Genomic DNA, 16,552 nt, shown 5'->3' with positions numbered 1-16,552 from the left:
CTGTTCATCTCGTAAAAATTAAGCAGAAAGCTTCTTTCTGCCTTTCATGCGGCGTTTTTTCAAAACCATACGGCCACCTTTAGTCTTCATTCTTTCACGGAAGCCATGAGTTCTTTTCTTCCACAATACATTCGGCTGATATGTCTGTTTCAAGATAGACACCTCCTTCTTATCGATACAACGTATATTGAATTTACACCATAACAGTGTAATTATAGACAATCCCCCTGCCGATGTCAATTGTTTATTGGAAAAATTTGAAAAGACTGGGTTATCCAAAAAAGCAGAAATATAGCCGGAGCATATAGATGCCTTATAAAATATAATCAAAGCCTAACATATATATAACCAATTTCTAACTTCTATTTGTGCACAACTTACTTTTGATGTACAATACAGATGTGGTCTTCATACAAATATTCACCAAGTTATACACAGTTTATCCACAGATTGTGGATAATTTAATAGGTCGGAAACTCGATATTTATCGGCTTTCCGCTTTTTTCAGCCTATTTTATCCACTTTATCCACAATCTTTTATGAACATATCCACACATCACCCGATTGGAAAGGAATGCATGACATGATAGACCTGACTGAACTCTGGATCGGTATACTGACCGATATACGGCCTCAGGTATCCCCGCAAATTTACGACAACTGGTTTGAAGCAGCCCTGATTCCCTGTATGTATGAAAACGATGTCCTGACACTGGATACGACGAGTCGTTTCGTCTGTTCTTTCATCAGCAAAAAATATACAGATCTCCTGGAAACGGCAGCCAGCCATGTAACAGGCCGTCCTACACAGGTACGCCTTATCTACAGCACGGGAGGGGAAACGACCCCCGGCCCGTCTGTATCTCCGGCAGCACCATCATCGGCGCCTTCAACACCTGCAGCATATCATCCGGAAAAAACGGTATCTGCAGCACCAGCTTCGTCTTTTAAAGTACTGGAAGAAGACACAATCCGGGAAAACCAGGAATATGATGAACCCGAATGGGCACAAACGACACTGGAACCGGTAGATACGGAAAATCCTGATACGTATGAATACGAAAGTATTTCTCTTCCAGAAATCCGCTCAGCCAAAGATATCACGCCACCGCCAGCAGCAGAAAAACCAGAACCGGTTCCGGCCGCACAGGTTCCCGTTTCTGACGGACTGAACAGCAACTATACGTTCGATACGTTCATCGTTGGCAACAGCAACCGTATGGCTAACGCCGTCGCATTGTCCGTAGCTGGTGCACCGGCCCAAAAATACAATCCTTTCTTTATTTATGGCGATTCCGGACTGGGAAAAACTCATCTAATGCACGCCATCGGTCATAAAATCCGGGAAAATTTCCCTAACATGAGTTTGCGCTGCATTACCAGCGAAGACTTTGCCAATGAGCTCATCCAGTCTATCCAGGATAAAAATCCGGAAAGCTTCCGACAGCGGTATCGCAACGTCGATGTACTCCTCGTCGATGATATACAGTTCCTGGAAAATAAAGAACATACACAGGAAGAATTTTTCCATACTTTTAATAAGTTATACCAGGATCACAAACAAATGGTATTCACCAGCGACCGGCCACCACAAAATCTGAAAAAACTGGAAAACAGGCTCCGTTCCCGATTTCAGGCCAGCGCCGTCGCCCGCATAACGCCACCGGATCTGGAAATGAGGACAGCCATTCTCCGCCGCCGTTCCCAGTCTGAACACATTGAATTCCAAAATGATGCCATCAATTTCATCGCTGCTAATGTCAGTGAAAATATCCGTGAACTGGAAGGAGCTTTTGTCCGCGTCACGCTACAGGCTGCAGAGGAACATTCACCGGTTACGCTCGACATAGCCCAGCGGGCATTACAAGATTTAGTACAGGCCAGTGACAAGAAAAAATATATTACCATTGATGAAATCACAAAAGCCGTTTGTCAGTTCTATAAAGTAAAATATGAAGACCTGATGAGCAAGAAGAAAACCAAGTCGATTGCTTTTCCCCGCCAGATAGCCATGTATCTCTGCCGTGAACTGACGGAAAACACGTATCCTCATATAGGAACGGCATTCAATGGCAGAGACCATTCTACGGTTATGCATGCCTGTGATAAAGTTGCCAAGGCAATGGAAAAAGATAAAAATTTTCGCACCATGATAGAACAATTAAAGACGCGCATCATGAGCGTGGACAAATGAGCGGAAAAAATGTGGAAAAAAATCCGTTTATCCACATCTTCCGGAAAACAGTGGATTTGTGGATGGAAAAATCCGGTTTATCCACAAGTTATACACATCTGTGGATAGCATAAAATAAGGCCTTCACAGGACTTATGCACAATTTCACAGCGCCTATGACTATTACTACGATTTTAACTCATTTTTCAATTAACCTCACCATCATAGAAAAGGGGACAACCATGAAACTCAGATTCAAAAAAGAAGACCTCAACAAAGGACTCCAGTCCGTACAAAAAATCGCCCAGGATAAAAGTAATAACATTTCTTATGAAAATGGCCTGCTCATCAAAGCCATCGGCGATATGATCGAATTCCAGGCCAATGATTACGATATGGGAATCCGTACGGAAGTACCGGGCATCATTGAAGAACCAGGCGAAGTATTTATTGCTAATCCATTTCTCATCGAACTGACACGTCGTCTGCCTGGTGATGAAATCGAGATGATCAAAGAAGATGGAGATACCCAGCTCCTGTTAAAAGGCGGAAAACTGAAATTTGAATGCCTGACAATCAATCCGGATGATTTTAATGAAGTAGACATTGTTGAAAATGGTACTTCTTCTTTCACGACAGACAGTATTACTCTGAAAGACCTCATCGACCATACATCATATGCCTGTTCTACCGATACGGCCCGTCCCATTTTCACCGGTACACATATCGATGTAAGCGGGACGACTCTCAATATGGTGGCTACAGACACTCATCGCCTGGCTCTCAAATCAGCCGAACTGGCCCAGCCGGTCGAACAGCCTTTCAAAGCCGTCATTCCGAGCCGGCTGCTTATGGAAATTGCCCGTCAGCTGCCGACGGATATACCGCAGGATGTACAGATTGTAGCGCTTCGCAATTTTATGACTGTCCGGTTTGGCAATATCTTTATCCGTACCCGGTTGATTGAAGGGGAATTCCCAAATTACCGCCGGGTTATCCCGACACAGTTTACCAGTACGGTGACGCTGAACCGCCAGGAATTTACGGCAGCCGTCGAACGCGCTTCTATCGTGGCAAAAGATGCCCAGTATAATGTCATTAATTTTGCTATTCAGGACGGACAGATCAGCCTGACCAGCCAGCATCCCGATTACGGCACGATTGAAGACAGTGTTTCCTGCCAGATTAAAGGCGAACCCATCCGCATCGCTTTTAATGGAAAATTTGTCCTGGATATCCTGAAACACTGCCATAGTGAAGAAATTGTACTCCAGTTGAAGACAAGTAGTCCGATGCTGGTACAAGATAAAGATGAACAGAATTGTGTATTTGTCGTTACACCAATGAGGGCAAAATGATAAAAAATATCGAAATTAAAACTAATATGATACAGTTAGACCAATTCTTAAAATGGGCTGATGTCATAGAAAGCGGAGGACAGATCCGTCCGCTTCTGGATGAAAAGAGGATTTTTGTCAATGGCGCATTATGCCAGGCCAAGCGGAAGCAGCTCCATTCCGGTGACATCGTTGAGATAAAGGGTATCGGTACGTATAAACTTATTGGGGAATAAAACTATGCTGATTCATGATATCCGCCTGCTGCATTTCCGCAATTATGATGATGAACGAGTGACATTTCCACCATCGATTGTCGTGCTGCACGGAAAAAACGGCCAGGGAAAAACGAATCTCCTGGAAGCGCTGTATATGGCAAGTATTGGTAAATCGTACCGGGGACTTGCCGATGCGGACCTCATCCAATGGAAGCAGCAGACGGCAAGTCTGATCCTTAATTTCAGCCGCAGCGGTGTCATACAGCAGATTAAAATGATTCTTTCCAAAGAAGCAAAGAAAGAACTATGGGTCAATAAGACGAGAGTATCGCGCAGAGAGCTGATCGGTACGTTAAATGAGGTCCTGTTTTCACCAGAAGATTTGCAGCTTATCAAGGCGGGACCGGCTCTTCGCCGCCGGTTTCTCGATCGTGAATTATCACAGGTCAGTCCGGTGTACTGTCAGACTCTTCTCCGGTATCACCGGGCTGTTGCCCAGAGGAATCTGCTGCTTAAGCGAATGAAGTATGAAAAGGTCCAGTCCCTGGAAGAGTGGGACCGCCAGATTGCCAGCCTGGCAGCCGATATCGTACAGCGCCGCCTGATGGCCCTGCATAAAATCCGCCTTCTGGCCCGGATTACCCACAAGCGCCTCAGCGGAGGGGAAGGACTGGACATTGACTATGTGCAGCCTTATGGTGACGGTAGGGAAAAGGATGCCCAGTGGTATTATGATATGCTGCAGTCCCATCTGGAACAGGACCGGTACCGCATGTCTACATCGGTCGGGCCCCACCGGGACGATTTGGAATTTTCCATTGCCGGAGCCAACTTAAAGAAATATGGCTCCCAGGGACAGCAGCGCACGGCTGTTCTGGCATTGAAGCTGTCCGAACTGGAATATATGAAATCGGAAACAGGGGAATATCCGGTACTTCTTTTGGATGATGTCATGAGTGAACTGGATAGTCAGCGCCGTCAGGCGTTATTATCCTTTGTTAAAGGACGTATCCAGACATTTATCACGACGACGGAACCGGATATGTTCCGGTCTGTCGCTGATTGTTCTTTTATCTGTATTGAACAAGGCAGGGTGGCTGCCAATGGTTAAGCGGACCCATGAAATGGGAAAAGCCGGACTTTCTATACCGGCTGTCCTCAAAGAAAATAAACTGCTTACACCGTTCCGCTTTTTTCAGGCAAAGCGGGACTGGCCTCAGATTATAGGTAAACAAATTGCGAAATATTCTTATATTAAAGACGTAGATAAAAATTGCGTAATAATAGGCGTTCTCAATCCTGTGTGGATGAATCAGCTTTTTATGTACAGTCAGGAAATACAAAAGAAACTTAACGATTATATCGGTGAAGATTTCGTCCAGTCGGTGCGGTTTGTACGCAGTGGAAAAAAGCCGGCCCCGGTCGTGTATGAAACCCTTGAAGGAGAAGAGGAGTCAGACTATCCCCGGGGCCGTATCCGTGATGTGGTCTTATCCGATGATTATGTGCAGATGGTGAGGCAGGAAACATGCCACCTGCCGGAACGCATCCGCGGAAAGATGGCAGCCCTGCGCTTTGCCCAGGAAAAACGGCGCCTGTCCATGGAAGCCGAAGGATTCCGCCATTGCCCGCGCTGTGGCCGCTGGCTGGCAAAAGGAGAAACGATATGTCTCCTGTGCCGTCTCGAAGACAGGCAGCACAAGAAAAAGCTGGTACACGACCTGTTGATCCAGATGCCATGGCTGTCACTGGATCAGTTCGTTCATGAGATAGGAGCCGTACGCAGTGACCGGCTGTACGTAGAACTGTACAATGAAGTACGGCGGGACTGTATTTATAAGCTCATTGAACGGATCCACTACGATAGCGATACACCGGAAGATGATTTATTCCTGGCTTTGTTCATCACGAGGAAAACGCCGGTGGAACTACCCGATGATTATGTCCGCAACCTGGCTAACCGTTATAGAAAGAAGGAGTGATTATGTATCTTCATATCGGCGGAAACCGGATGATCGATGTACGCCGCCTCGTCGCCCTGTTCAAGGCTCATCCCAGCCGTGCCAGTAAAGCCAATCCGCTCATGCAGTACTATAAACCGTATGAATATGTGGGAAATAGTACAGAAAAGATTGGTACATATGTAGTCACGGAAGATGCTGTGTATGGTTCACCCCTGTCTCTTTCTACGCTGGTCAAACGGTATGAAGAGCTGTTTAGTGTGGATTGAACGGCTGAAATCTGGTATAATAAGATGTTACAGGTCCTGTGTCATCACAGGAGGACAGAAGAGGAGGAGCATTGCATGTCGGAAGACAAGAAAATAAAGTATGGTGCGGAACAAATCCAGGTCCTGGAAGGGCTGGAAGCCGTACGCAAACGGCCGGGTATGTATATCGGCAGTACGAGTCTGCGTGGACTGCACCATCTCGTATATGAAGTGGTAGATAATAGTATTGATGAAGCATTGGCCGGTTATTGCACACATATCGAAGTGGAAATCGGGGAAGACAATAGCATCAGCGTCATTGACAATGGCCGTGGTATTCCCGTTGCTATGCATAAAGTGGGGAAACCAGCTGTCGAAGTCGTTCTGACTGTGCTCCATGCCGGTGGCAAATTTGGCGGAGACGGTTATCCTATTTCCGGTGGGCTTCATGGTGTCGGCATCAGTGTTGTCAATGCATTGAGTGAATGGACCCGCGTGGAAGTCAAACGGGATGGATATTTGTATACTATTTCCTTTAAGCGTGGCGTGACCGACCAGCCGCTGATGAAAGTTCGTCCCTTGCGCCCCGGTGAAGAAACAGGTACCCACGTCACATTTAAACCGGATAAGGAGATATTCCCTGATACGGTCTATGATTTTGATACGCTTAAAACACGTCTGCGGGAACTGGCCTTCCTCAATAAGGGATTGCATATTACCCTGACGGATAAACGCGGTGACGGAAAACAGGAAGTATACTGCTATGAAGGCGGGCTGGTCTCGTTCGTAGAATTCCTGAACGAAAACCGTACGGCTGTTAATCCGACCGTTGTCCAGATTGATGGTGAAAAGAATAAAGTCATTGTCGATATCGCCATGCAGTATAATGACGGGTACAGTGAAAATATCTTGAGCTTTGTCAATGACATCTTTACTGAAGAAGGGGGAACTCATCTTTCAGGATTCCGTTCCGGTCTGACACGTACGATCAACGATTATGGCCGGCAGGCCGGACTCATCAAGGATAATGAAGATAATCTGTCCGGAGACGATGTCCGGGAAGGTCTCACGGCGGTCATCAGTGTCAAAGTGCGGGAACCGCAGTTTGAAGGACAGACTAAGACGAAACTGGGCAACAGTGAAGTCAAGGGGATTGTTGATAACATCGTATCAGACGGACTGCGGGAATATCTGGAAGAACATCCTGCAGAAGCTAAAAATATCATCAATAAGACGATTTCTGCATCGAGGGCCCGTCAGGCTGCACGCCGGGCACGGGAACTGACACGGCGCAAGAATGCATTGGAAATCAGTAGTCTTCCCGGCAAGTTAGCCGATTGCTCGGAAAAGAATCCGGATCAGACGGAAATTTATCTGGTCGAAGGTGATTCTGCCGGCGGCAGTGCAAAGCAGGGCCGGGATCGCCGTTTCCAGGCTATCCTGCCGCTCCGTGGAAAAATTATCAATGTGGAAAAGGCAAGGCTCGATAAGATACTGGCCAATGATGAAATCCGGTCTATGATTACTGCTTTTGGAACGGGTATTGGCGAAGAATTCGATATTACCAAGCGCCGGTACGATAAAATCATCATCATGACCGATGCCGATGTCGATGGTGCCCACATACGTACACTGCTTCTGACATTTTTCTACCGGTTTATGAAACCGCTGATTGAACAGGGCCATGTATATATTGCCCAGCCGCCGTTATACCAGGTACGCAAGGGAAAACAGGTATGGTATCTCTATACGGATGAAGCGATGAATGCCAAGTTGGAAGAATTGGGAAAAGACAGCTCGGTTGTCGTACAGCGGTACAAAGGGTTGGGTGAAATGAATCCGGAACAGCTCTGGGAAACGACGATGGATCCGGCGAATCGCACTATGCTCAAGGTACACCTGGAAGACGCTGTAGAAGCCGATAAGATTTTCTCCGTCCTCATGGGAGATAAGGTGGAACCGCGTCGTAAATTTATTGAAGAAAATGCAAAGAAAGTCCGCAATCTGGATTTGTAAGAGATTTCCTTGAGGGGGGATGTCTGATGAAACGAATTTGGCATGTAAGTCTTTGCACAGCGCTGTGGTGCGCCTGTACGCTTTCTGTGCTGGCGTCTGGTACGGTGTTGCCGGCTGAGGCGGCACCGTCTGTGGCAGAACAGACACAGACGGTCGTCATTACCGATCCGGCTGTACATATGAAAAATACAAACAAGTATTATGTTACATCAGGCCGCGTATATGATGCCGTCACAGGAGCTGTTGAGGGAATTTCCCGTGAAAAGACAGGACTCCCACAAGATACGGGACGATACTATTACCGGGTAGAAAAAAATCTTACCGGTGACTATTTCTATAGTGTCAAAGCATATGATACGGACAGTCACATCCTTATAGGCAGTTATTTTGTTGCTAAAGATGATTCCTGTGTCTGGAAATTACAGGATAATGATGATGCCGTACTCATTCTGGGAACGCCGGAAAAGTTGCTCGATAAGGCAGAAGTGACGGTATATCCAGGTAAAATACCGATGGGAAGCTATGGCATCCTGCGCGTCCGCATGCCGGGACGACTGCCCTATGATATCAAAATTACCAGTCTGAATCCTTCTGTAGCCGATATTTCTGAAAAAATGAATATCGTGTCTAAATCGGAAGGGAAGGCAGACATTGTTATCGATTTACGCATGGGTAACACGGTACGTACCATTACCCGGACCGTTAAAGTCATTGAGCCTGCTGATTCATCGAATCACGATTCCGGACGCAGGCCGATTGGCATCGGTATCGGTGTCGGATGGGGCGGCGGATGGCATCACCATGGCCACGGCGGCATTGGAATCTGGGTATGATAAAAAAAAATTGAGACCGCTCATTCAGCGGTCTCTTTTTTTGTTACCAGAATTTTATCGACGCGGAGATTATCCATATCCATGACTTCAAAAGTGAAGTTTTTCCAGCTGCATGTATCCGTTTCGGTAGGGATACGGCCTATTTTATACGTAACGAATCCGGCCAGTGTTTTGTATAGATCGTCTTCTTCTCCGGGAAGGTCTTCATCGAGGTCAAAGAAATCTTTAAATTCTTCGATTGTGAGCAGACCTTCCATGAGCCATTCACCGGGGCCCCGGCGGATGATGCGGTTGGCTTCTTCCTGCTTTTCCTCTTCACCGGCAGGCATGATTCCCAGTAGTTCTTCCAGAATGTCATGGAGCGTGACGATGCCGCTCAGGCTGCCATATTCATCGAGGACCACCGCTTCATGGACACCGTGTTCGCGGAAAGTCTGGACGACTTTCATAATATCCATCGATTCGGGAACATAGATAGGCCGGCGCAGGCTGTCCTCCAGAATCTGTATCATCGACGGTGTATGCTGTTTAAGGACGGAAGCGTGATATTTGCCAAAAACATCGGTAATGGATACGACGCCGACAAAATCGTCGAGTGACCCACGTCCTACCGGCATGATCAGATGATGGCAGTCTAACATTTCTCTGATGACCGTTTCTTCCGGATCTTCCAAATCAATCCAGTCCACCTGGGTACGGTTAGTCATGATATCGCTTACATCCATATCGCCGAGACGGAATACGCGGTCTACCAGTTCCGGCTCTTCTTTGGCAAAGGCACCCAGCTCGGCTCCCTGTTCGAGGAGCAGCTTGATTTCGTCTTCTGTGACGGGTTTCTTTTGTGGATGACCGGCCCCCATGAGTTTCATAACGGCTGCCGTCGAAGCAGACAGAAACCATACCAGCGGTGTACAGAGAGAAGAAAAATATAACATGGGGCGGGCCAGAAAACAGGCAATCCGTTCTGGATTATCAATAGCCAGACGTTTAGGAACCAGTTCTCCCAGAATCAATGTCAGATAGGTAATGGCAATGACCAGCGTTGTCAGGCTAACTGAGTAGGCATAAGGAGCTATAGGCGGATAGAGGTCTATGAGAGAGTGGGACATGGGCTCTGCCATGGCTGTACCGCCATAGACACCGGTGAGCAGGCTGACCAGAGTCATGCCGAATTGTACGGTAGAAAACATTTTATTCGGGTTTTCCCGCAACCGGATGACAATACGGGCAGAATTGTTTCCTTCCTCTACCAAAGCCTCCAGACGGGCCTGACTACAGCTGACGATGGACATTTCCAGCATAGAAAAAATGCCATTCCCGATGATGAGCAATACGATGACCATAAATTGTTCCCCTAGCGAGACATCCAAATCTGATAGCAACTCCTTTTTAAATTCAAAATATGGGTATTTGATGAGTATTATAACGTGTTTATTCTGTTTAGGCAAGGTGATAGCGGAAACATTCCGTTTCATTATTCTGGTCTATACTGGCAGGCCGGGGCAGACTCTGGTATGATAAAAAAAGAAACATTATTTCAAGGAGGATGATAGGCGATGATTTATACAGGGGATGAAATGGAAAAAAAAGCCGTTCTGGAAACGGCGGCCCGCATGTGTGCAGCAGCCAGGACAGCGCCGAAAACGCGGCATATTGATGGTATCCATACGCTGGTCGTTACGGGAGAAGAAAAGGATGCGCTGGCTGATAAAATGGAAGAAATCGGAAAGAAATATTTTGGTGATTCCTGGCAGCACTGGTATGGACGGGATGCAGGCAATGTACGGCAGGCCGACGCCGTAGTTCTCATCGGTATTGAAAAAAGCTACCGCGGCCTGGCTCACTGTAATTTCTGTGATTTTGGCGATTGCAGCAGCTGCCGGGAAGCCGGTGGCAATTGTGCGTATATCTACGTCGATTTGGGCATTGCCTTGTCTTCCGCTGCGCTGGCGGCACACCGGGAGCTGACCGACAGCCGGATTTATGCGTCTATTGGAAAAGCGGCAGGTGAAATGCCCTATGGTTGTGAATATAAGTGGCTGGGTATTGCCGTATCCGTTTCTGGAAAGGATCCCTTTTTTGACCGGTAAAAAGTATAAACTGATAGTTCACATTTTTTCTGTATCTGCTATACTAGATACGGATTGAAATACAGGGAAAGAAGGAAGTATCATGAAGTTTCAGCAGATTTTGAAAAAAGTATGTATTCTCGTTACAGGAGCCGTTATGAGCGCCTCGGTCTGTCTGGCTGCTATACCATATGACCAGGTCCTTGTCGGTGGCATCGGTCCCGGCTCAGCTGTCAGTTATATGAAGAGCCTTTATGGCCAGCCTGATTCAACGAATTTTGATACGCCGACGCAGGCAACCTACACCTATGGCAATTCTTTTATCGTTACATCGAATCCTTCTGATGTCAGCACTGTTTTTACTGTCCTTTCTTCAGGGCATAATGGACTGAATACACCGGCTGGTGTCGGCGTCGGTATGGATGAAGCCGTCATTACAGAAAAATACGGCCCCTGCGAAAGAAAAGGGGAAGTCAATGGCGTCACCTATTATCATTACGCTATGGAACCCAATCCGTCCCTGCCCAATGCGTTTGGCGGATATAGTTTCGGTGTAGAAAATGGCAAAATCATTTCTATCTGGGCTGGTGTCGTAGCCGATGACAATGGAGCGGCGGCAGCGGCGGCAGTAGCAGGCGGTACAGCAACTACCGTGGATGGAACAGCACAGGCTTCACAGAATACCTCTACACAGGAACCAGCACCTACACCGGTCGTTGCTCCTGTCAGTCCGGCTGATGCCAAGACGATAGCGGAACATAATGCGCCGGAACAGAAAGAAACGGCTCCGGATACGACATCCAAAGTTACAACAGACAATGGCACGACGGTCACTATAGAAAAGACGGAATAAGATATTTGTATACCGTTGGATATAGTTTCTGTGCATTATAAAAACAGGCTGCTGCATGAAGCAAATACTGCTTTATGCGACAGCCTGTTCTTTATGACCGTAATCCGGGACTTATTCTTCTTTCTGGGAACGAAGGAAGAGCGTACGCAGTTCTTCTGCCGGATCTTTGTGCTGGAAAAGGATATCATAAATAGCCTGTGTAATAGGCAGCTCTACCTGCCATTGAGCCGATAAATCCATGAGTGCTTCACAGGTATATACTCCTTCGGCTAATTTATTAAATGGTTTCTGTAAAATGAAATCTTCACCGAACCGCCGGTTGTTGCTGTGCTGGGAAAAAAGAGTCGCTTCGTAGTCTCCCAGGTGGCTCAGGCCGTATACGGTCATGGCACTGCCTCCCATAGCGGCGACGAGCCGGGATAATTCATGGGTACCTCTGGCCATGAGAGCGCCTTTGAGGCTGCTGTAGTGGAACCCGTCGAGCATGCCGGCAGCGATGCCATAGACATTTTTAGCGGCTGCACCGATTTCCGTGCCTAATAGATCCGTGCCATAATAAAAGCGGATCAGGGGACTGCTAAAAATATCGGCAATGCGCCGTGTCCGTTCTTTATTATCTGATGCCATGACCATGCAATTCGGCATACCGGAAAGGAAATCCTGTACATGACCCGGACCCACCCATACGACAGTACGTGCGTCTTCGCCCAGTTCTTCTTTCATGATTGTAGAAAGTCTCTTACCTGACCCTGTTTCCAATCCTTTCATGCAAAGGACGAAGGGCATGTGGGTCAGGCGCGTAGCCCTGATCTGTTTGGCCAGACTGCGCAGCTGCTGGGCGCTGATACTGATAATGACGATATCGGCACCGGCCAGGGCGGCGGTCAGGTCGGCCGTAAGAGCAATGTCAAGAGGCATATGAAGGTATTCATTCTGACGTTGTGAAATAAGTTCTGCCAGATGGGGAGAACCGGGACGGCCCCAGAGAGTGACATTATGGCCAATGCGGTGAGCATACCAGGCATGAAAAGTTCCCCAGCGGCCACAGCCTAAGACAGTAATATTCATAAAGAGAAAACCTCCGGATGATACAATATTCGACATAACAGGATATATCCCTGTGCTTTTATATTATACCATGAATCATAAGCAGGTTAAAATTAGGCAGGGCATAGGATTCATGATACAATACGTATGTAGACATTTCTGAACGACGAAAGGAGTCCTTATTATGAGTTTACATATTGAAGCCAGAGATGGAGAGATTGCAGACCGTATATTACTTCCCGGAGATCCTTTGCGGGCAAAATATATTGCTGAAACCTTTTTGGAAGGCGCCCGGTGCTTTAACAGGGTGCGAAATATCCTGGGATATACCGGCACCTATAAAGGGCAGCGTGTTTCTGTCATGGGAACGGGTATGGGGATTCCGTCTATTTCTATTTACGTCCATGAACTCCTGGAAAGTTATGGTGTAACGAAACTGATCCGCGTCGGTACATGCGGTGCCATGCGGGAAGATATCCAGCTTCGCGATGTTCTCATCGCCCAGGGAGCGACGACGGATTCATCGATTATCCGAAATATCTTTGGCCCGGCCATCAACTATGCTCCTCTGGCTGATTTTGACCTTCTCCGCACAGCCTATAAAAAGGCCAGAGAACATAATCTTTCGGTCCGCGTCGGCAATATCGTCTCCGTAGACAGGTTTTATGATGAAGAAATCGATAATAAAAAACTCACCGATTATGGCATCATGGCCGTAGAAATGGAAACGGCCGCTCTGTATATCCTGGCGGCAAAATATAAAGCCCATGCGCTGGGTATTTTTACGGTCAGTGACCATCTCCTGACGGGGGCTGCCTGCACGGCAGAAGAACGGCAGACTTCCTTCAATGACATGATCCGCATTGCCCTCGATACGGCAGTAAGCGAATGAGATGATTAGTCCGGCAGAAGGCAGTGATATGACTATGTTACATGATGACCTGATTTATGAAATCCTTTCTGTGGTCAGCGAAATACCGGAAGGACGGGTCGCTTCTTACGGACAGATTGCACGGCTCATTGGCAGAGATAATAATGCCCGTCTGGTAGGAAAAGTCCTGAGTATGGCGGAATATTATGGCAGATATCCCTGCCATCGGGTTGTCAATAGTGCCGGCAGACTGGCACCTTCTTTTTCATCACAAAGGAAACTTTTGGAGAAAGAAGGCGTTGTATTTAAGAAAAATGGCTGTGTAGATATGAAAATATTTCAATGGAATGAAGGTATGACTTAAAAAGAAAATCACGATATAAAAAAGCGATGTATCTGTCATGATAGCCATTACAGATACATCGCTTTTATCATATCTTCTGTTTTAGAACTTGGCGATGATAGCGTCGCGGTATTCTTCCGTTTTAGCTGTTCCACCCAGGTCAGGAGTAAGGTATTTCTTTTCGGCCAGCACGTCGTCAACGGCACGGCGGATAGCTTTGGCCGTGTCTGTTTCGCCTATGTATTCGAGAAGCATGCAGGCCGACCAGAGAAGGGCTGTCGGATTGGCGATGTGTTTGCCGGCAATATCGGGAGCACTGCCATGGACGGCTTCGAACATGGCATAGTCACTACCGATATTCATGGACGGAAGAAGTCCCAGTCCGCCGATGAGGCCGCTTGTCAGGTCGGAAATGATATCGCCGTATAGATTGGGCATGACCATGACATCGAAATTTTCCGGATGCATGACCAGCTGCATGCACGTGTTATCTACGATTTTGTCATCACTTTCAATCTGGGGATATTCTTTGGCAATTTCGCGGAAAATAGACAGGAACATGCCATCGCTGAGTTTCATGATATTGGCCTTGTGGACACAGGTCACTTTATGGCGGTTGTGGGACAGAGCATATTCAAAAGCGGCGCGGATGATGCGGCTGCTGGCATGACGGGTAATGATCTTGATGGAATGCATTTCATCATCACTTATCTTTTCTTCCACGCCGGCATACAAATCTTCTGTATTTTCACGGAATGTTACCAGATCAACGTTGGGAAATGGCGTCTTGACGGCCGTATTGGACTTTGCCGGACGGATATTGGCAAAGAGATCGTATTTTTTGCGCAGCATGACATTGATGGAACGGAATCCCGTGCCAATAGGTGTCGTAATTGGTGATTTGAGCAGGATATGTGTTTTTTCAAACGACTGGAATGCGTCATCTGGTACGAGGGCACCGTGCCGTTCGTATTCAGCAGCTCCTACGTTGAAACATTCATATTCCAGCGGTGCCTTGGCAGCTTTCAGGATATCTATGACAGTATCGGTGATTTCAGGGCCGATGCCATCGCCTTTAAATACAGTAATAGTTTTCATGGTTATCGATCCTCCATAGGAATGTATTCGCGGATTTCGCCGACATACTTGGCAGCTGGGCGGACGATGCGGTCGTCGTACTGTTTGTGTTCAATATTATGAGCCAGCCAGCCGACGAAACGGCTGATGACAAAGAGCGGCGTGTACAAATCACGGGGGATGCCCAAAAGCTGATAGGCAAAGCCGCTGTAGTAATCGACATTGCTGCACATATGGGTCCCTTTTGCTTCGGAAAGAGTCTTTATGGCTACCTTTTCAAAGCGGCGGTAGAAATTGTATATTTCATCCATGCCCTTTTCTTTGGCGACAATGCCACAGAAGTGACGCATGATTTCCGCACGGGGATCGGAAAGAGTATAGACAGCATGACCAAACCCGTAGACCAGACCGCTGTGATTCTTGAATTTTTTCTGCAGGATTTTATGTACGACATCTTCCATCTGGGCATCGGTCGCTTTGATGCCGATGGCATCGATGATGCGTTCCATCATGATGGAAACTTTAACATTGGCACCGCCGTGACGGGGCCCCTTGAGGGCTGCCACAGAAGCGGCCATGGCAGAATAGATATCCGTATTGGTAGAGGATACGACGAGGTTGGCAAAGGTCGAGTTGGTACCACCGCCGTGATCGGCGTGGAGAAAGAGGAGAATATCGAGAAGATGCGCTTCTTCTTCGGTAAATCTGCCGTCGAGACGGAGCATGGAAAGAATATTCTGAGCCGTCGAGTAATCCTTGCGGGGATAGTGGATGACCAGACTCTGCCTGTTGTAATAGTGTACTTTGGACATATAGGCGTAAACCGCAATAGAGGGCAGTTTACTCATAATATTGAGCCCTTTTCGCAAGGTCTGATAGACATCGATATTGTCTGGATCGGGGTCATAATTGTACAATGTGATGAGTGCATGCTGCAATTTATTCATCAGGTTTTTGCCGGGCAGACGCAGGAGGTTCATTTCCAGAAATTCATCAGGCAGGTCATAGCCGCTCTGCAGGACTTTACAGAAAGCATCGAGTTCTTCCCGTGTCGGCAGATAGCCGAAAAGGAGGAGAAAACAGGCTTCCTCATAGAGAAAACCGTGATAATCTTCCCGTTCGATGAGAGTACGCACATCGATGCCCCGATAGTACAGGATGCCGTCACAATCTATTTTATTGCCTTCGGCGTCGCGTTTATAGCCAACGACATCGGCAACCCGGGTCAGACCGACTAATACGCCTGTATGGTCTTCATTACGCAGACCCCGTTTGACGCCAAATTTAGGGAACCAGTCACGCGGAATCTGTGTGTAGTTTTGTGATTTGCCATAAAATTGCGCCAGATAAATATTCTTATCCATGAAATTCCTCTCTTTCCGATACGGTATAAATAACGAAATGAAAACTTTTAAAAATTTATCATTTTTTATATTTATACATTCATAGATTTACTCCGCCAAGCTCTCTGAGAGTATAAGTTATTATAGCATAATTACGGGAAAA

Annotated in this window: 17 protein-coding genes; 12 read left to right on the top strand and 5 right to left on the bottom strand. The window is 47.1% G+C overall.

Going from position 1 to position 16,552, the window contains the following annotated elements; genetic code table 11:
- Nucleotides 1-18 precede the first annotated feature (18 nt).
- Nucleotides 19-153: a 50S ribosomal protein L34 gene (gene rpmH, locus ACGTIC_RS01270; protein WP_059076227.1), complete on the bottom strand. Its 135-nt coding sequence runs from the start codon at nucleotides 151-153 to the stop codon at nucleotides 19-21.
- A gap of 430 nt (nucleotides 154-583) precedes the next feature.
- Between rpmH and dnaA the strand changes: the two genes are divergently transcribed.
- From dnaA to ACGTIC_RS01230, 8 genes are all read left to right on the top strand, one after another.
- Nucleotides 584-2,194: a chromosomal replication initiator protein DnaA gene (dnaA, locus tag ACGTIC_RS01265; protein ID WP_113855148.1), complete on the top strand. Its 1,611-nt coding sequence runs from the start codon at nucleotides 584-586 to the stop codon at nucleotides 2,192-2,194.
- Between the two features lie 221 nt (nucleotides 2,195-2,415).
- Nucleotides 2,416-3,531, top strand: a complete 1,116-nt coding sequence (gene dnaN, locus ACGTIC_RS01260) for a DNA polymerase III subunit beta (RefSeq protein WP_059076225.1) — start codon at nucleotides 2,416-2,418, stop codon at nucleotides 3,529-3,531.
- The gene (locus ACGTIC_RS01255; protein WP_206084919.1) at nucleotides 3,528-3,746 is read left to right on the top strand and encodes an RNA-binding S4 domain-containing protein; all 219 of its coding nucleotides are present in this window, start codon (nucleotides 3,528-3,530) and stop codon (nucleotides 3,744-3,746) included. The genes dnaN and ACGTIC_RS01255 overlap by 4 nt, the downstream gene beginning before the upstream one ends.
- A gap of 4 nt (nucleotides 3,747-3,750) precedes the next feature.
- Nucleotides 3,751-4,839, top strand: a complete 1,089-nt coding sequence (gene recF, locus ACGTIC_RS01250) for a DNA replication/repair protein RecF (protein WP_257536609.1) — start codon at nucleotides 3,751-3,753, stop codon at nucleotides 4,837-4,839.
- The gene (locus ACGTIC_RS01245) at nucleotides 4,832-5,710 is read left to right on the top strand and encodes a DUF721 domain-containing protein (protein ID WP_113855147.1); all 879 of its coding nucleotides are present in this window, start codon (nucleotides 4,832-4,834) and stop codon (nucleotides 5,708-5,710) included. The genes recF and ACGTIC_RS01245 overlap by 8 nt, the downstream gene beginning before the upstream one ends.
- Before the next feature lie 2 nt (nucleotides 5,711-5,712).
- A complete protein-coding gene (gene remB, locus ACGTIC_RS01240; RefSeq protein ID WP_059076222.1) occupies nucleotides 5,713-5,958 on the top strand; it encodes an extracellular matrix regulator RemB in 246 nt (81 codons plus the stop codon).
- A 75-nt stretch (nucleotides 5,959-6,033) separates the two neighbouring features.
- The gene (gene gyrB / locus ACGTIC_RS01235) at nucleotides 6,034-7,953 is read left to right on the top strand and encodes a DNA topoisomerase (ATP-hydrolyzing) subunit B (RefSeq protein WP_075581709.1); all 1,920 of its coding nucleotides are present in this window, start codon (nucleotides 6,034-6,036) and stop codon (nucleotides 7,951-7,953) included.
- Nucleotides 7,954-7,979: 26 nt separating this feature from the next.
- Nucleotides 7,980-8,786 carry a hypothetical protein gene (locus ACGTIC_RS01230; protein ID WP_113855146.1) on the top strand — a complete coding sequence of 269 codons (807 nt, stop codon included), beginning with the start codon at nucleotides 7,980-7,982 and terminating at the stop codon, nucleotides 8,784-8,786.
- Nucleotides 8,787-8,806: 20 nt separating this feature from the next.
- On the opposite strand, the gene ACGTIC_RS01225 is transcribed toward ACGTIC_RS01230, so the two are convergent.
- On the bottom strand, nucleotides 8,807-10,129 hold the full coding sequence (locus ACGTIC_RS01225; protein WP_234995433.1) for a hemolysin family protein: 1,323 nt from the start codon (nucleotides 10,127-10,129) through the stop codon (nucleotides 8,807-8,809).
- 213 nt (nucleotides 10,130-10,342) lie between these two features.
- Here ACGTIC_RS01225 and ACGTIC_RS01220 point away from each other — a divergent pair, with 213 nt between their 5' ends.
- Complete coding sequence (locus ACGTIC_RS01220; RefSeq protein WP_113855145.1) at nucleotides 10,343-10,876, top strand: DUF2148 domain-containing protein; 534 nt, start codon at nucleotides 10,343-10,345, stop codon at nucleotides 10,874-10,876.
- Nucleotides 10,877-10,958: 82 nt separating this feature from the next.
- Nucleotides 10,959-11,708, top strand: a complete 750-nt coding sequence (locus ACGTIC_RS01215) for a hypothetical protein (RefSeq protein ID WP_113855144.1) — start codon at nucleotides 10,959-10,961, stop codon at nucleotides 11,706-11,708.
- A 111-nt stretch (nucleotides 11,709-11,819) separates the two neighbouring features.
- On the opposite strand, the gene ACGTIC_RS01210 is transcribed toward ACGTIC_RS01215, so the two are convergent.
- Complete coding sequence (locus ACGTIC_RS01210) at nucleotides 11,820-12,776, bottom strand: NAD(P)H-dependent glycerol-3-phosphate dehydrogenase (protein WP_113855143.1); 957 nt, start codon at nucleotides 12,774-12,776, stop codon at nucleotides 11,820-11,822.
- Between the two features lie 163 nt (nucleotides 12,777-12,939).
- Between ACGTIC_RS01210 and deoD the strand changes: the two genes are divergently transcribed.
- Entirely contained in the window at nucleotides 12,940-13,647 is a 708-nt protein-coding gene (gene deoD / locus ACGTIC_RS01205; RefSeq protein WP_113855142.1) for a purine-nucleoside phosphorylase, read from the top strand.
- Nucleotides 13,648-13,675: 28 nt separating this feature from the next.
- Nucleotides 13,676-13,990: an MGMT family protein gene (locus ACGTIC_RS01200; protein ID WP_236699646.1), complete on the top strand. Its 315-nt coding sequence runs from the start codon at nucleotides 13,676-13,678 to the stop codon at nucleotides 13,988-13,990.
- 81 nt (nucleotides 13,991-14,071) lie between these two features.
- On the opposite strand, the gene ACGTIC_RS01195 is transcribed toward ACGTIC_RS01200, so the two are convergent.
- Nucleotides 14,072-15,067, bottom strand: coding sequence for an isocitrate/isopropylmalate dehydrogenase family protein (locus ACGTIC_RS01195; protein ID WP_113855141.1), 996 nt, complete (start codon nucleotides 15,065-15,067; stop codon nucleotides 14,072-14,074).
- Between the two features lie 2 nt (nucleotides 15,068-15,069).
- On the bottom strand, nucleotides 15,070-16,410 hold the full coding sequence (locus ACGTIC_RS01190; RefSeq protein WP_113855140.1) for a citrate synthase: 1,341 nt from the start codon (nucleotides 16,408-16,410) through the stop codon (nucleotides 15,070-15,072).
- Nucleotides 16,411-16,552: the final 142 nt, after the last annotated feature.

The sequence above is a fragment of the Megasphaera hexanoica genome, from assembly GCF_043520715.1.
GTDB classification, from domain to species: Bacteria; Bacillota; Negativicutes; order Veillonellales; family Megasphaeraceae; genus Megasphaera; species Megasphaera hexanoica.
Note: the sequence above shows the minus strand (reverse complement) of the source record. Positions and strands in the feature narration are given on the sequence as shown.

Bases quoted from the DNA above. Each gene is read 5' to 3' on its own strand.
- ACGTIC_RS01225 (WP_234995433.1), bottom strand. From the start codon at position 10,129: ATGGTCATCGTATTGCTCATCATCGGGAATGGCATTTTTTCTATGCTG.
- recF (WP_257536609.1), top strand. From the start codon at position 3,751: ATGCTGATTCATGATATCCGCCTGCTGCATTTCCGCAATTATGATGAT.
- dnaN (WP_059076225.1), top strand. From the start codon at position 2,416: ATGAAACTCAGATTCAAAAAAGAAGACCTCAACAAAGGACTCCAGTCC.
- ACGTIC_RS01255 (WP_206084919.1), top strand. From the start codon at position 3,528: ATGATAAAAAATATCGAAATTAAAACTAATATGATACAGTTAGACCAA.
- ACGTIC_RS01220 (WP_113855145.1), top strand. From the start codon at position 10,343: ATGATTTATACAGGGGATGAAATGGAAAAAAAAGCCGTTCTGGAAACG.
- ACGTIC_RS01215 (WP_113855144.1), top strand. From the start codon at position 10,959: ATGAAGTTTCAGCAGATTTTGAAAAAAGTATGTATTCTCGTTACAGGA.
- gyrB (WP_075581709.1), top strand. From the start codon at position 6,034: ATGTCGGAAGACAAGAAAATAAAGTATGGTGCGGAACAAATCCAGGTC.
- ACGTIC_RS01230 (WP_113855146.1), top strand. From the start codon at position 7,980: ATGAAACGAATTTGGCATGTAAGTCTTTGCACAGCGCTGTGGTGCGCC.
- ACGTIC_RS01245 (WP_113855147.1), top strand. From the start codon at position 4,832: ATGGTTAAGCGGACCCATGAAATGGGAAAAGCCGGACTTTCTATACCG.
- ACGTIC_RS01210 (WP_113855143.1), bottom strand. From the start codon at position 12,776: ATGAATATTACTGTCTTAGGCTGTGGCCGCTGGGGAACTTTTCATGCC.
- ACGTIC_RS01195 (WP_113855141.1), bottom strand. From the start codon at position 15,067: ATGAAAACTATTACTGTATTTAAAGGCGATGGCATCGGCCCTGAAATC.
- deoD (WP_113855142.1), top strand. From the start codon at position 12,940: ATGAGTTTACATATTGAAGCCAGAGATGGAGAGATTGCAGACCGTATA.
- ACGTIC_RS01200 (WP_236699646.1), top strand. From the start codon at position 13,676: ATGACTATGTTACATGATGACCTGATTTATGAAATCCTTTCTGTGGTC.
- ACGTIC_RS01190 (WP_113855140.1), bottom strand. From the start codon at position 16,410: ATGGATAAGAATATTTATCTGGCGCAATTTTATGGCAAATCACAAAAC.
- dnaA (WP_113855148.1), top strand. From the start codon at position 584: ATGATAGACCTGACTGAACTCTGGATCGGTATACTGACCGATATACGG.
- remB (WP_059076222.1), top strand. From the start codon at position 5,713: ATGTATCTTCATATCGGCGGAAACCGGATGATCGATGTACGCCGCCTC.